Origin of the sequence: Pseudomonas mendocina (assembly GCF_003008615.1) — a bacterium.
Lineage (GTDB): Bacteria > Pseudomonadota > Gammaproteobacteria > Pseudomonadales > Pseudomonadaceae > Aquipseudomonas > Aquipseudomonas mendocina_C.
Window position 1 is genome coordinate 4260065 of record NZ_CP027657.1, and the last position, 13773, is coordinate 4273837.

At 64.9% G+C, this 13773-nt stretch carries 13 protein-coding genes; 10 read left to right on the plus strand and 3 right to left on the minus strand.

What is annotated here, in order from left to right:
• Positions 1 to 2: 2 nt before the first annotated feature.
• The gene (locus C7A17_RS19825; protein WP_106739637.1) at positions 3 to 356 is read right to left on the minus strand and encodes a DUF7079 family protein; all 354 of its coding nucleotides are present in this window, start codon (positions 354 to 356) and stop codon (positions 3 to 5) included.
• A gap of 226 nt (positions 357 to 582) precedes the next feature.
• Between C7A17_RS19825 and C7A17_RS19830 the strand changes: the two genes are divergently transcribed.
• The gene (locus C7A17_RS19830; RefSeq protein WP_106743054.1) at positions 583 to 2286 is read left to right on the plus strand and encodes an amidase; all 1704 of its coding nucleotides are present in this window, start codon (positions 583 to 585) and stop codon (positions 2284 to 2286) included.
• A gap of 168 nt (positions 2287 to 2454) precedes the next feature.
• On the opposite strand, the gene gspD is transcribed toward C7A17_RS19830, so the two are convergent.
• Both gspD and C7A17_RS19840 read right to left on the minus strand, forming a co-directional pair.
• Entirely contained in the window at positions 2455 to 4392 is a 1938-nt protein-coding gene (gspD, locus tag C7A17_RS19835) for a type II secretion system secretin GspD (protein ID WP_106739638.1), read from the minus strand.
• Positions 4393 to 4396: 4 nt separating this feature from the next.
• A complete protein-coding gene (locus C7A17_RS19840) occupies positions 4397 to 5044 on the minus strand; it encodes a type II secretion system protein N (RefSeq protein WP_234035824.1) in 648 nt (215 codons plus the stop codon).
• A 420-nt stretch (positions 5045 to 5464) separates the two neighbouring features.
• Between C7A17_RS19840 and gspE the strand changes: the two genes are divergently transcribed.
• The 9 genes from gspE to C7A17_RS19885 all read left to right on the plus strand — a co-directional run bounded on the left by gspE (position 5465) and on the right by C7A17_RS19885 (position 13267).
• Entirely contained in the window at positions 5465 to 6952 is a 1488-nt protein-coding gene (gene gspE / locus C7A17_RS19845) for a type II secretion system ATPase GspE (RefSeq protein ID WP_106739639.1), read from the plus strand.
• A 123-nt stretch (positions 6953 to 7075) separates the two neighbouring features.
• Positions 7076 to 8293: a GspF family T2SS innner membrane protein variant XcpS gene (gene xcpS, locus C7A17_RS19850; protein ID WP_106739640.1), complete on the plus strand. Its 1218-nt coding sequence runs from the start codon at positions 7076 to 7078 to the stop codon at positions 8291 to 8293.
• A gap of 136 nt (positions 8294 to 8429) precedes the next feature.
• Positions 8430 to 8882, plus strand: coding sequence for a type II secretion system major pseudopilin GspG (gene gspG, locus C7A17_RS19855; protein WP_106739641.1), 453 nt, complete (start codon positions 8430 to 8432; stop codon positions 8880 to 8882).
• Between the two features lie 7 nt (positions 8883 to 8889).
• The gene (gene gspH, locus C7A17_RS19860) at positions 8890 to 9411 is read left to right on the plus strand and encodes a type II secretion system minor pseudopilin GspH (protein WP_106739642.1); all 522 of its coding nucleotides are present in this window, start codon (positions 8890 to 8892) and stop codon (positions 9409 to 9411) included.
• On the plus strand, positions 9408 to 9791 hold the full coding sequence (gene gspI, locus C7A17_RS19865) for a type II secretion system minor pseudopilin GspI (RefSeq protein WP_106739643.1): 384 nt from the start codon (positions 9408 to 9410) through the stop codon (positions 9789 to 9791). Before gspH ends, gspI begins: the two co-directional genes overlap by 4 nt.
• A gap of 167 nt (positions 9792 to 9958) precedes the next feature.
• Positions 9959 to 10633, plus strand: coding sequence for a type II secretion system minor pseudopilin GspJ (gene gspJ / locus C7A17_RS19870; protein WP_106739644.1), 675 nt, complete (start codon positions 9959 to 9961; stop codon positions 10631 to 10633).
• Complete coding sequence (gene gspK / locus C7A17_RS19875) at positions 10630 to 11604, plus strand: type II secretion system minor pseudopilin GspK (RefSeq protein WP_106739645.1); 975 nt, start codon at positions 10630 to 10632, stop codon at positions 11602 to 11604. The genes gspJ and gspK overlap by 4 nt, the downstream gene beginning before the upstream one ends.
• Positions 11601 to 12740 (plus strand): type II secretion system protein GspL, encoded by a 1140-nt coding sequence (gspL, locus tag C7A17_RS19880; RefSeq protein WP_106739646.1) that lies wholly within the window; start codon positions 11601 to 11603, stop codon positions 12738 to 12740. The genes gspK and gspL overlap by 4 nt, the downstream gene beginning before the upstream one ends.
• 5 nt (positions 12741 to 12745) lie before the next feature.
• The gene (locus tag C7A17_RS19885) at positions 12746 to 13267 is read left to right on the plus strand and encodes a type II secretion system protein M (RefSeq protein ID WP_106739647.1); all 522 of its coding nucleotides are present in this window, start codon (positions 12746 to 12748) and stop codon (positions 13265 to 13267) included.
• The last annotated feature ends 506 nt before the right edge of the window (positions 13268 to 13773 follow it).

Consider the following 13773-nt stretch of genomic DNA (forward strand, 5'->3'; position numbering starts at 1 on the left):
CTTTACAGGCGATCCAGCTCGCGCACGACCTTCGCCCATTCCGATCTCAGGGTGCGGCGCAGGCAGGCGATGAAGAGGCGGTCGCGCAGGCGCCGCAGCGGCCAGCGTTGTCGGGCGGCCTGGTTACGCTCGATGGTTTCGCTGAGCCAGACGCTGTCGAAGCCTGTCCAGATCGGTGGGATGGGCGCGAGCAGGTTGGTGTAGCACGCCGGGGCAACGTCTTCGTAGAAGGCAGCTTCCGCCGTGGTACGGTCGAAATTGGCGAGCTGGCGGGCAATGCCGGCGTAGTCGACTTCGTTGTCGACGAATACCTCCGACAGCGCCGACCACAGCTGGATGCGTTCTTCGCGGGTCATCTCGTTCTGCTCAATTGCGTGTCATGAATGCCGCCTGGTACAGGGTGAGACTGTAAGGGCTGGCGTGCATCCTGGCCATCGGCTGTGGGCTGCTGCGAAGCCTTGGCGGCATGTATCATCGGGAGTCTGTTTTCGCGTTCGAACCTGCATGTGGGGTTCGGCCACGCCGCTACTGTTTCGTATCCGGGGCCATGACACCGGCCCGTCCTTTGCGAGTGATGACACCATGATCGAGGTAACCGAAGTTTCCATTGCCGAGCTGCGCGCCGCGCTGGAGTCCGGCCGCACCACGGCGGTCGAGCTGGTCAAGGCCTACCTGGCGCGAATCGACGCCTACGATGGCCCGGATACGCCGACCCGGCTCAACGCGGTGGTGGTGCGTAACCCCGACGCGTTGAAGGAAGCCGAGGCCTCCGATGCGCGCCGCGCCCGTGGCGAAACCCTCGGGCCATTGGATGGGATTCCCTATACCGCCAAGGACAGTTATCTGGTCAAGGGGCTGACGGCCGCCTCTGGCAGCCCGGCGTTCAAGGATCTGGTGGCGCAGCGCGATGCCTTCACCGTCGAGCGCCTGCGCGCGGCCGGTGCCATCTGCCTGGGCAAGACCAACATGCCACCGATGGCCAATGGCGGCATGCAGCGTGGCGTTTATGGCCGCGCCGAAAGCCCCTACAACGCCGATTACCTGCCCGCGCCGTTCGCCTCGGGCTCGTCCAATGGTGCCGGTACGGCAACCGCTGCCAGCTTCTCCGCCTTCGGCCTGGCCGAGGAAACCTGGTCTAGCGGGCGCGGCCCGGCCTCCAACAACGGCCTGTGCGCCTACACCCCGTCGCGTGGGGTGATCTCGGTACGCGGTAACTGGCCGCTGACGCCGACCATGGACGTGGTGGTGCCTTACGCCCGCACCATGGCCGATCTGCTGGAAGTGCTCGACGTGGTCGTGGCCGACGATGCCGATTCCCGTGGTGACCTGTGGCGTTTGCAGCCCTGGGTGCCGATCCCGCGGGCCTCCGAAGTACGCCCCGAGTCTTACCTGGCACTGGCGGCCAAGGCCGATGCACTGGCCGGCAAGCGCCTGGGCGTGCCGCGCATGTTCATCAACAAGGACGAAGAGGCCGGTACCAGCGAAGCACCGGGTATCGGCGGGCCGACCGGCCAGCGCATTCACACCCGGCCGACGGTGATCGCCCTGTGGGAGGCCGCGCGCCAGGCGCTGGAAGCGGCCGGTGCCGAAGTAGTGGAGGTGGACTTCCCGCTGGTGTCCAACTGCGAGGGCGATCGCCCCGGCGCTCCGACCGTGTTCAATCGCGGCATCGTCACGCCCGAGTTCCTGCATGACGAACTGTGGGAACTGAGCGGTTGGGCCTTCGATGACTTCCTGCGTGCCAACGGCGACCCCAAGCTCAATCGCCTGGCCGACGTGGATGGCCCGCAGATCTTCCCGCACGACCCCGGCACGCTGCCGAACCGTGAGGGCGATCTGGCGGCGGGCATGGACGAATACGTCAACATGGCCAAGCGTGGCATCAAGCCCTGGGATCAGATCGCTACGCTGCCCGACGGCCTGCGCGGCCTGGAGCAGATTCGCAAGATCGATCTGGAAGACTGGATGGATCGGTTGGGGCTGGATGCGGTGCTGTTCCCCACCGTGGCCGACGTGGGCCCAGCTGATGCCGATGTGAACCCGGCTTCCGCCGATATCGCCTGGAGCAACGGCGTGTGGGTGGCCAACGGCAATCTGGCGATCCGTCACCAGGGCGTGCCGACCGTCACCGTGCCGATGGGGGTGATGGCCGATATCGGAATGCCGGTGGGCCTGACCTTCGCGGGGCGTGCCTACGATGATTCGGCGTTGCTGCAACTGGCAGCGGCGTATGAGTCGACCGGCAACAAGCGTCAGGTACCGCCGCGTACGCCGCCGTTGGGGTGAGTCTCCGTCCCCGTGGGAGGGGCTTTAGCCGCGACTGCTTTCGAAAATGTCGCCGTTAAAGCGCCTCCCACGGTTTATGGCTCTCTACATCTCTGTACGTAGGGTGAGTGCAACCCGCCGCGATGGTAATGGCGGGTTGCACCCGCCCTACGAATGAATCGCCCTAAGTTACTCTCGTAGATCCACTGCCGGTGCGCCCTGGCCGTCGAACAGCTGGCCTGGGGTGCTGGGCAGGATGCTGGGGCGGCCATTTGTGCCGTCGCCGAGGATGCGGATATCGCTGTACTTCTTGCCCGATAGCGCGGCCAAGCCGGCGCCGTCGCGTACCACGGTGGGCCGCAGGAAGACCATCAGGTTGCGCTTGATGTGCGAGTCGCGGGTGGAGCGGAACAGGCCGCCAATCAGAGGAATGTCACCGAGCAGCGGTACCTTGGAGGTGGCCTGGGTGACGTCGTCCTGAATCAGCCCGCCGAGCACGATCACCTGGCCGTCATCGGCGAGGATGGTGCTCTTGATCGAGCGTTTGTTGGTCACCAGGTCGACCGCCTGGGCGTTGAGCCCGGTACTGGGGGCTATGGAGGAGATCTCCTGCTCGATCTCCAGGCGCAGGGTGGCGCCTTCGTTGATGCTTGGCGTGACCTTGAGGGTGACGCCGATGTCCTTGCGCTCGATGGTGGTGAAGGGGTTGCCGGCGCCCGAGGCGTCGGTGGTGTAGGAGCCGGTCTGGAAGGGCACGTTCTGCCCGACGAGGATTTCCGCCTTCTGGTTGTCCAGGGTGAGCAGGCTCGGTGTGGACAGCAGGTTGCTCTTGCTGTTGGCCGACAGTGCGGTGATCAGCGCGCCGAAGCGATCGCTGCCGACGCCGATGATGGCGCCGTCGGGCAGTGTGGTGTTCTCCGGCACTTCGCCGCTTTGCAGAATCTGCAGCACGGTGCCGACCGACAGACCAGTGCCGCCGAAATTCACTCCGCCCAGGCCGCCGGTGCTGCCACGGGCGTCCACTGCCCACTGCACGCCGACAGCGTCGGTGATGTCGCCGGAAATCTCCACGATGGCCGCCTCGACCATCACCTGGGCGCGTGGCACGTCGAGTTGGCGCACGATGTCCTCGAGGGTGGCGACCAGATCCGGCTCGGCCAGCAGCACCAGGGCATTGAGGCTCTCGTCGGCGCGGATGAGGATGTTCGATTGCTTGCCGGTGGTTTCGCCAGTTTGCTGGTTCTTCAGGCCTTCGGAGATTTCCCCGAGGGTTTCGGCCAGGGATTTGGCGTTGTTGTGGCGCAGGCGAATTACCCGGGTGTTGGCCGAGCGGCTGGTGGGGCTGTCCAGCGAGCGGGCGAGGTCGGCCAGTTTGGCACGGGCATCCGGCGGGCCGAGCAGGATCAGGCGGTTGGTGCGCGCGTCGGCCACCACCTGGGTGGCGCTGGTGCCCTTGGCCTGGCCGCGAGCGATGGCGGTGTTGAGCACCTCGGCGGCGTCCATCACCCAGGCGTGTTGCAGGGTGACTACGCTGAAGTCCTGCGCGCCGCTCTGATCGAGCTGGCGCATCAGGTCTTCGATGCGTTCGATGTTGGCGCTGCGGTCACTGATGATCAGTGCGTTGGACGAGGTGACGGCTGCCAGGTGGCCGTATTGCGGCACCAGTGGACGGATCAGCGGAATCAGCTCGGCAACCGGCGCGTGCTGCACCTGGATCAGGCGGGTTTCCAGGCGATCCGGTGCGGGCCGGCCGGCGTCGGCTTCGGCCTTGGCCTCGGCGTTGGGCACGATGCGCGCCTGGTCGCCCTGGGTCAGTACGCTGAAACCATGGGTGGCCATCACCGAAAGGAACAACTGGTAGACCTCGGACAGGCCCAGCGGTGTGCTCGATACCACGTTGACCTGGCCCTTCACCCGAGGGTCGACGACGAAGGTCTGCCCGGTGATGCTGGCGATCTGGTCGATGAACTCGCGTATGTCCGCGCCCTTGAGGTTGATGGTCCAGCTTTCTTCCTGCTGGTTGGCGCTGGCCGGCGCCTGTTGGATCTGCGCGAGCAGAGGCAGTGGTGCGACGGCCAGGCTGGCGGCGAGGAGGGCGAGGGTCAGTCGGCTTCGGAGAACAGGCATCGGTTCAGTCGCTTTCCATGGGCTGATCGGAGGGCGTTTCCACGGGCAGGGTGCCAGAGGCTTCCATCTGTTCGCGCAGCGCTTGCATGCGCTGGCGCAGTTGTTCGAGGTTGTCCTGGCCGAGTTGATCGAACTGCTGCAGCGGGTCTTCCGTTGCGGCTTCGACCGGCGGGGTATAGCTGTATTGCCCGCTTTGCGAGCGGGGGAAGGTAAGGCTTTCGCGGCGGCCGTTGCGCACCAGTTCGACGCGGTCGGCGTAGACGGCATCGAGGCGCACGCCGTTGTCCACGTCCGTACCGATGGCATAACGCTGGGGGCTCTGACCCTGGCGCTGAATCATCGCGCTGGAGCGCTGCGGGTCGCTGTGCACGAAACTGCCGAGCAAGGTCAGCTGCAGATTGGTGGCTGGCGGTGGGCCACTGTCGGCCTGGCGGGGCGTACCGAACAACTGGGCGATGGGCGCCTGAGCGCGTTGTTCGAGGCCGGGGGCTGCTTGGCTGGGGGGCTGTTCCACTGGGCCGCGCACCAGACGCAACAGTTCGGCGCTCTGCCAGGCCAGGCTGACGCTCAGGGCGATCAGCACGAGCATGCCGATCAGGCTCGGGGCATTGTCCTTGAGCCGCTGGGAAAGGGCCGAGATGGGCAAAAGCATCACTCCGGAAACGACGTTCTAATTCTTCTTATGTGTGCTGGGCGTCGCGCGCTGATCATAGCAGTCTGCGCGCGGTTGGCATCCCCCAAATAGGGTGGGTGTGCTGTTCCTGGCAATGTGTTAGAACCTGCTCACGATCTGCTGCACGTCGGCCCTACTGCGTTAAAAACAGGCTGGAACGCCAGCCCGGTCGGAATGCTCATTTACAGCTCGTAAAGTCGAGCGCGACTCCGACCGCTCCTCGCCTGTTTTTGCGGGGCCGCCATCGGTATTGTATGGCTCTAGCTCGCGAGATCCTGAACAGGTTCTTAAAGATAATTGCATAAACATACAAGAAGACCGTCCTAGAGGTGGCCCATTGGGCCAAAACGGCCAGGTTAGGCTGTAATACCGGGATAAGGTTCTGTTCTAAGGTCACGCATGAACGCTTCGTTGCTCGAAACCCCGCTGCGCCGCCTGCCCTTCAGCTTTGCCAAGCGTCACGGCCTGGTGTTCGTCACGCATGATGGGCGCACCAGTCTGGCCCATCGCGTCGACTGTGACCTGGCCGCGTTGGCCGAGGCCCAGCGTTTCGCCGGGCGCAGCCTGCCGCTGCAGGTGCTAGATGCCCAGGCGTTCGCCCAGGCACTGGGCGCGGCCTATCAACATGACTCCGCCTCCATGCAGCTGGCCGAGGACATCGGTGGCAGTCTCGATCTGGCCTCGCTGGCCGACCAGGTGCCGGAAACCGAGGATCTGCTGGAGCAGGAGGACGATGCGCCGATCATCCGCCTGATCAACGCTATCCTCGGCGAAGCGATCAAGGAAAACGCCTCTGACATCCACCTGGAAACCTTCGAGAAGCGCCTTGTCGTGCGCTTTCGGGTGGACGGCATCCTGCGCGAGGTGCTCGAGCCCAAGCGCGAGCTGGCGGCGCTGCTGGTATCGCGAGTGAAGGTGATGGCGCGCCTGGACATCGCCGAGAAACGCATCCCGCAGGACGGGCGCATTTCGCTCAAGGTCGGAGGGCGCGAGGTGGACATTCGCGTGTCGACGCTGCCGTCGGCCAATGGCGAGCGGGTGGTGCTGCGACTGCTCGACAAACAGGCCGGGCGGTTGTCGCTGCAGCATCTGGGCATGCGCGCCGAGGATCGCGCGCTGATGGAAGAAACCGTGCGCAAGCCGCACGGCATTCTGCTGGTCACCGGGCCCACCGGCTCGGGCAAGACCACCACGCTGTACGCCAGCCTGGTCAGCCTCAACGATCACACGCGCAACATCCTCACCGTCGAAGATCCCATCGAATACCACCTCGAAGGTATCGGTCAGACCCAGGTCAACACCAAGGTGGATATGACCTTCGCTCGCGGCCTGCGCGCCATCCTGCGCCAGGATCCGGACGTGGTGATGGTCGGCGAGATTCGCGACAAGGAAACCGCCGAGATCGCCGTGCAGGCCTCGCTGACCGGCCACCTGGTGCTGTCCACGCTGCACACCAACAGCGCCATCGGAGCCATTACCCGTTTGGTGGACATGGGCGTGGAGCCCTTCCTGCTGTCGTCATCACTGCTCGGCGTGCTGGCCCAGCGCCTGGTGCGCGTGCTGTGCCCGTCATGCAAGGAGCCCTATGCCGCCGATTCGGCCGAATGCGCGTTGCTTGGCGTGCCGGCCAGTTCGCCACCGACCCTGTACCGCGCCCGTGGTTGTGCGCATTGTCATCAGCAGGGCTACCGTGGACGTACCGGCATCTATGAGCTGGTGGTGTTCGACGAAAGCATGCGCTCCCTGGTGCATAGCCGCGCTTCCGAACAGGACATGACCCGTCATGCTCGCACGCTGGGGCCGAGCATCCGCGACGATGGTCGGCGCAAGGTGCTGGAAGGGGTGACCACGGTCGAGGAAGTGCTACGTGTGACGCGAGAGGAATGATGGCGATTGGGATGTTGGCATCGGCTCTTGTAGGAGCGGTTTTAGCCGCGAGTCGTTGTGAATCGCGGCTGAAGCGCAATGCCGCCCAACCGTTCCTATGGGGACAACTGGAGCGATTTGCCGATGGCGGCCTTTGAATATATCGCCCTCGACGGGCGCGGCCGTCAGCAGAAGGGCGTGCTGGAGGCCGACAGCGCGCGCCAGGTGCGTCAGTTGTTGCGCGAGCGCCAGCTGGCGCCGCTGGAGGTCAAGGCCACGCGCAGCCGTGAGCAGGGCAGTGGCGGAGCGCGTCTTAGCTTTGCTCGTGGCCTGTCGGCGCGTGATCTGGCGCTGGTCACGCGGCAGTTGGCGACGCTGATCCAGGCAGCGCTGCCCATCGAAGAGGCGCTGCGTGCGGCCGCCGCGCAATCCACCAACTCGCGTATCCAGGGCATGTTGCTGGCGGTGCGCGCTCGCGTGCTGGAGGGCCACAGCCTGGCCGGCAGCCTCAAGGAGTTTCCCGCCGCCTTCCCCGAGCTGTACCGCGCCACGGTGGCGGCCGGCGAGCATGCCGGGCACCTCGGCCCGGTGCTGGAGCAACTGGCCGACTACACCGAGCAGCGTCAGCAGTCGCGGCAGAAGGTGCAGTTGGCGCTGCTCTATCCGGTGATCCTGATGTGCGCGTCGTTGCTGATCGTCGGCTTTCTGCTCGGCTACGTGGTGCCGGACGTGGTCAAGGTCTTCGTCGATTCCGGTCAGACCCTGCCGGCGCTGACGCGCGGGCTGATCGCCCTCAGTGATTGGGTCAAGGCCTGGGGCCTGGTCGCGTTGGTGGCGCTGGCGCTGGCGGTCTTCGCCTTGCGTGCAGCCCTGCGTGACGAGGCATTCAAGCTACGCTGGCATCGATTCCTGCTGCGCATGCCGCTGATTGGGCGACTGGGTCGCGCCACCGATTGCGCGCGTTTCGCCTCGACCCTGGCCATCCTTACCCGCAGTGGCGTACCACTGGTGGAGGCACTGGCGATTGCTGGTGAGGTGATCGGCAATCGAGTGATCCGTGGCGAGGTCGTGGTGGCGGCGCAGAAGGTGCGCGAAGGCGGCAGCCTGACCCGCTCGCTGGAGGCCACTGGGCAGTTTCCGCCGATGATGCTGCACATGATCGCCAGCGGCGAACGTTCGGGCGAGCTGGATCAGATGTTGGCGCGTACGGCGAAGAACCAGGAAAACGACCTCAGCGCGCAGATCGCCCTGCTGGTCGGGCTGTTCGAGCCGTTCATGCTGGTATTCATGGGGGCAGTGGTGCTGGTGATCGTGCTGGCCATCCTGTTGCCGATTCTTTCTTTGAACCAAATGGTGGGGTAGCTAGGTGAAAAGCAGACTGTTGAAACACGTAGGCGAGGAAGCCAGTGCAAGGCAAAAACAGGCGAGGATCCGGTCGGAGTCGCGTTCGACTTTACGAGCTGTAAATGAGCAGTCCGAGCCTGTTTTTAACGCAGCAATGGCAACGCAGGTAGTGTTTCGACGGTCTGCTAGAAGGCAGGCGGGTTTCACACTTATCGAAATCATGGTGGTAGTGGTGATTCTGGGCATTCTGGCGGCGCTGGTAGTGCCGCAGGTGATGAGCCGGCCGGATCAGGCCAAGGTCACTGCCGCCCAGAACGACATCCGCGCCATCGGCGCGGCGCTGGATATGTACAAGCTCGACAACCACAACTACCCCAGCACCCAGCAGGGCCTGGAAGCGCTGGTGAGCAAGCCGAGCGGCAACCCGCCAGCGAAGAACTGGAACAAGGACGGCTACCTCAAGCGCCTGCCCATCGATCCCTGGGGTAACCCTTATCAATACCTCGCCCCTGGCACCAAGGGCGCCTTCGATCTCTACTCGCTCGGCGCCGACGGCAAGCAGGGCGGCAGCGACCTGAACGCCGATATCGGTAACTGGGATCTCTGACCCGAGCATGATCGGCGTGCCGGCAAAAACGCGCGGCTTCACCCTCATCGAGCTATTGGTGGTGCTGGTGATTCTCGGCAGCCTGATCGGTCTGGCGGTGTTCAGCACCGGCATCGCCGGGCCCGGGCGCGAACTGCGCAGCGAAGCCGAGCGCCTCAGTGGGCTGATTGGCGTGCTGCTCGACGAAGCGGTGCTGGATAACCGTGAGTACGGCCTGAGTTTCACCCGCGAAGGCTATCGAGTCCTGCGTTATGACCCACTGCGTGCCGAGTGGCAGGCCCTCGATCGCCAGGCCCATCGCCTGCCAGAATGGGCCATGCTGGAGTTCGAGGTCGAAGGTGAGGCCCTTAGCCTACCTGTGACGGCCAGTGCCGCCGCGCCGCAGTTGCTGATTCTCTCCAGTGGCGAGCTGACACCGTTTCGCCTGCGCCTGGCCGAACGTCGTCGCGATGGCTTGCGCCTGCAATTGTCCAGCGATGGCTTCGGCCTGCCGCGTGTCGAGGAACTGGGCGCGGGACGTGCCGGATGAGGTCGGCGCGCGGCTTTACTCTGCTCGAGGTACTGGTGGCCCTGGCCATCTTCGCTCTGGTCGCCGCCAGCGTGCTTACTGCCAGCGCGCGCAGTGTCCGTACCGCCAGCCAACTGGAAGACAAGACCCTGGCCATGTGGGTGGCCGACAATCGCCTGACGGAGTTGCAACTGGCCGATACGCCACCGGCCGATGGCCGCGACCAGGGCCAGGTGGAGTTCGCCGGGCGCCGCTGGGTGTGGCAGAGCGAAATCCAGGCCACCAGCGAACCGGCCATGCGCCGAGTGACGCTGTGGGTTGTCGCTGAAGAACGCGGCGTCAGCGGTGATCTGCGTGAGCGGGCGCTGGTGACCCTCAGCGGTTTCCTGGGGGCGCCATGATGCGTAGGAGCGAGCTCTGCTCGCGAATCCGTTCGCTCGCGACGCTCGCTCCAGCCCGTAGGATGGGCCGGGCGGTGCTCCGCTTCAGCCCACCAACAGCGGCCAGCCTTGGTGGGCTAAAGCCCACCCTGCCAACTGGTGACCCTCAGCGGTTTTCTGGGGGGGCCATGATGTGTGGGAGCGCTCAGCGCGGCTTCACCCTGCTGGAGCTGCTGATCGCCATCGTCATCTTCGCCCTGCTGGGCTTGGCCACCTACCGCATGCTCGACAGCGTGCTCAGCGCCGATGCCGTCACCCGTGAACACGAACGCCAGCTGCGTGAACTGACGCGCGCCTTGTCAGCTTTCGAGCGTGACCTGCGCCAGGTGACGGTACGGCCGATTCGCGATGGTTTCGGCGATCCACAACCGGCGCTGCATGGTGATCTGGCCGATGCCACGACGCTGGAGCTGACCCGCGCCGGCTGGCGCAACCCGCTCGGCCAGCCGCGTGCCGAGGTGCAGCGAGTGCGCTGGCAGCTCAGTGGCGAGCAGTGGCAGCGGCGTTACTGGCGTGTGCTGGATCGCGCGCAGGACAGCGCGCCGCAGATCCAGCAGGCGCTCGATGGTGTCGAGTCATTGAGCCTGCGCTTTCTGGACAAGGAGGGGCAGTGGCAGCCCGACTGGCCGCCGGCCAATGCCTCGGGTGATGGGCTGCTCACCGATTTGCCGCGCGCGATCGAGCTGCGTCTGCAGCATCGGCGTTATGGCGAATTGCGCCGCCTGCTGCGCTTGCCGGATCTGCCGGCGGAAAACCGTGATGGTGCCCCGCCGGATGATTCGAATGAGGTGCCGCAGTCATGAGGCGGCAGAATGGGGTGGCCCTGATTACCGTATTGCTGGTGGTCGCCGTGGTGACGGTGGTCTGCGCCGGCTTGATCGCTCGCCAGCAACTGTCGATCCGCAGCAGCGCCAACCAGTTGCACGTGACTCAGGCCTGGCATTACGCGCTGGGGGGCGAGACGCTGGCCAAGGCGATCCTCGAGCGCGACCTGCGCCAGGGCGATCCGCGCCAGCCGGTGGATCATCCGCTGGAGCCCTGGGCTCGGCCGCTGGCGCCGTTCCCGCTGGATGAGGGCGGCGAGCTGCGTGTGCGTATCGTCGACCCCAGCGGTCGTTTCAACCTCAACAGCCTGGTGCGTCAGGGCCGGCCCAACGAGCTGGCGGTGCTGCGTTTGCGCCGTCTGTTGCTGCGCTTGGGGATAGACAAGCCTTATGCCGAGCGCCTGCTGGACTGGCTGGATACCGACAGCGAGCAACAAGGTGGCAATGGCGCCGAGGATGGCCAATACCTGTTGGCGACGCCGCCTTACCGCACGGCCAATCGCGAGATCACAGACGTGTCCGAACTGCGCCTGCTGCTGGAGATGGAGGAAGCCGACTATCGCCGCCTGCAGCCCTTCGTCAGCGCCTTGCCGGGCGAGGCGCTGCTCAACGTCAACACGGCCAGCGCGATGGTGCTCTCCAGCCTGTCCGACGGATTGAGTCCGGATGCGGCTGTGTCGTTGATCGCCGGGCGCGGTGCCGAAGGCTATCCCAGTGCTGCCGCATTCGCTGCTCAGCCTGCACTCGCGGGGCTGGGCGAGCAGGTGGTGCAAGGGCTGGCGGTCGGCAGCCAGTATTTCGAAGTGTTCAGTGAAGTGAGCCTGGGCGAACGCCGGGTGGTCTTGCGCAGCCTGTTGCAGCGCAGCAATGATGGCCAGGTCAGTGTCCTGGCGCGTGATCTGGGGCAGGGCGGCATGCCGCCACGTCCTATCGAGGAAGAACAAGAATGAACCCGACATGGATATTCCTGCCGCCCGAGGCGTGTCACGACTTGTCAGCGGATTTACCCGTGCAGCGGGTCACGCCTGATGAGTGTCGCGCCATGAGTTTGGCCGAGGCTCTAGCTGAGTTGCCTGTGCACTGGGAGCTGGTATTGCCGGTGGAGGTGGTCACCGCCTGCGCCGTGCTGCTGCCGACGCAGAAGGCACGCTGGATGCGCCAGGCGCTACCGTTCGCGGTGGAGGAACTGCTGGCTGAGGATGTCGAGCTGATGCACCTGGCGCTGGGTGAACAGCTGGCCGATGGTCGTCATCGCGTCTATGCGCTGCGCGCCAACTGGTTGCGCGAGTGCCTGGCGCTGTTCGCGGTGCAGCCGCCGAAGGCGATCCGTGTCGATGCCGACCTGTTGCCGCGCCAGGGCAGTCAGTTGCTCTGGCTGCACTCGCGTTGGTTGCTTGGCGGCGAGGCGCCCTGGCGTCTGGCCTTGCAGGCGGAGGACTGGCCGGCGCTGGCGGGGCGTTGTCCATCGCCGTGCATCGTCAGTGCGCCGGCTGGTCAGGCACTGCCGGAGCAGGTTGACGAGGTGCATCTGCTGGAGGATGCGCATCAATGGCTGGTGCGTCAGGGCGGTGGTGCCGATCTGGCTCAGGGGGAGTTCGCCTTGCGCCAGAGTGGTGATGGCTGGCGGCGCTGGCGTCCGCTGGCCGGCGTGTTGGCGCTGTGTCTCTTTCTGCAGTGGGGGTTCAGTCTGGCTCAGGGCTGGTATCTGCAGCGTGAGGCCGATGCCTATGCAGCTTCCAGCGAGGCCCTGTACCGCGAGCTGTTTCCGCAGGACAACAAGTTGATCAACCTGCGTGCGCAGTTCGATCAACATCTCGCGCAGTCTGCTGGTCGCGACAGTCCGGTTCTGGGTCTGCTGGCCGAGGTAGCGGCAGCGCTGCATGCCGAGGGCGCACCACAGGTGCAGGTCAATCAGCTCGACTACAGCGCGACCCGGGCCGATATGTCGCTGCAATTGCAGGCGCCAGGCTTCGCCGAACTGGAGCGCTTGCGTGAGCGCCTGGAAGCGTCTGGCCTGTCGGTACAGATGGGCTCGGCCAGCCGTGAAGCCGAAGGCGTCAGCGCACGCGTGGTGATAGGAGGATGAGTGGCATGGCGAGAACAGGGTTGACCGAAAGCCTGCAACTGCACTGGCAGCGCTCGCCGCTGGCGCAACGCTGGCAGACGTTGCCAGCGCGTGATCGCCTGGCACTGATGGCGCTGAGCGTCTTCCTGCTGCTGGTGCTGTTCTATCTGGTGTTGTGGCAGCCAGCGCAACGCCATGCGCAGGCAGCGCGCGCCGCGTTCGAGGAGCAGCGGGCTCTTTATGCTTACATGCAAAGCCGTGCGCCGCAGGTACAGGGGCGTGATCTGCAGCCGCGTGCCAGCCTCGATCCGGCGCGTTTGCAGGGTGTGGTCACGGCAAGCGCAGCGCAGCAGGGACTGGTGATCGAGCGCCTGGATACTGAGGGCTACGGCGCGGTGCAGGTCAACCTGCAGCCGGTGGCGTTTGCTCAGTTGCTGCGTTGGATCGAAGCGCTGGAAGCGCAGGGCGTGCGCGTCGAGGAGGCTGGGCTGGATCGCGCGGAGGAAAACCGCGTGACCGCGCGTCTCAGTTTGCGTGTGGGCGATTGATCCATGGATTTATTGACCGTCACTCCCGCGAAGGCGGGAGTCCAGACACCATGTGACTTCTGGGTTCCCGCCTTCGCGGGAATGACAGCTGTTGCATGGAGTGGTGTAGCTGTGCGCGCGGCGCACCCTACGGTTTGCATGGCGCCACGGTAACAGCGCGCACCCGATTGGGCGGTTAGGGAACGTCTGTGCCCTGATAAGGTGCCGTCAGTGGCTCCATGGAAAACTACGAAGTAGCTCTAACGCCCGCGTTTCGCGTGTTATGTGATTTGTGGCCTGAGTATTGCTGTAGATATCCGTTTACCCTTTTCTGCTTGATCACTCCTTTTGTGGGCTGTCAATATCTGCGCCCGACGCATCCAGTGCTTCTGTAATTAGTTGTCGCATTGAGGAAATATCGCCTCATTGCCTGCCGCTAGAATGCCGCTCACCCAGCCAAGGCCCCTTTGTCGCTCGTCCACCACGACAGCGCAGCACCGCCTTCTACAATCCATAAAAGGCCCGGG

Bases quoted from the DNA above. Each gene is read 5' to 3' on its own strand.
- gspG (WP_106739641.1), top strand. From the start codon at position 8,430: ATGGCAACGCAGGTAGTGTTTCGACGGTCTGCTAGAAGGCAGGCGGGT.
- gspK (WP_106739645.1), top strand. From the start codon at position 10,630: ATGAGGCGGCAGAATGGGGTGGCCCTGATTACCGTATTGCTGGTGGTC.
- C7A17_RS19830 (WP_106743054.1), top strand. From the start codon at position 583: ATGATCGAGGTAACCGAAGTTTCCATTGCCGAGCTGCGCGCCGCGCTG.
- gspL (WP_106739646.1), top strand. From the start codon at position 11,601: ATGAACCCGACATGGATATTCCTGCCGCCCGAGGCGTGTCACGACTTG.
- gspI (WP_106739643.1), top strand. From the start codon at position 9,408: ATGAGGTCGGCGCGCGGCTTTACTCTGCTCGAGGTACTGGTGGCCCTG.
- C7A17_RS19840 (WP_234035824.1), bottom strand. From the start codon at position 5,044: ATGCTTTTGCCCATCTCGGCCCTTTCCCAGCGGCTCAAGGACAATGCC.
- C7A17_RS19825 (WP_106739637.1), bottom strand. From the start codon at position 356: ATGACCCGCGAAGAACGCATCCAGCTGTGGTCGGCGCTGTCGGAGGTA.
- gspE (WP_106739639.1), top strand. From the start codon at position 5,465: ATGAACGCTTCGTTGCTCGAAACCCCGCTGCGCCGCCTGCCCTTCAGC.
- xcpS (WP_106739640.1), top strand. From the start codon at position 7,076: ATGGCGGCCTTTGAATATATCGCCCTCGACGGGCGCGGCCGTCAGCAG.
- gspH (WP_106739642.1), top strand. From the start codon at position 8,890: ATGATCGGCGTGCCGGCAAAAACGCGCGGCTTCACCCTCATCGAGCTA.
- gspJ (WP_106739644.1), top strand. From the start codon at position 9,959: ATGATGTGTGGGAGCGCTCAGCGCGGCTTCACCCTGCTGGAGCTGCTG.
- gspD (WP_106739638.1), bottom strand. From the start codon at position 4,392: ATGCCTGTTCTCCGAAGCCGACTGACCCTCGCCCTCCTCGCCGCCAGC.
- C7A17_RS19885 (WP_106739647.1), top strand. From the start codon at position 12,746: ATGGCGAGAACAGGGTTGACCGAAAGCCTGCAACTGCACTGGCAGCGC.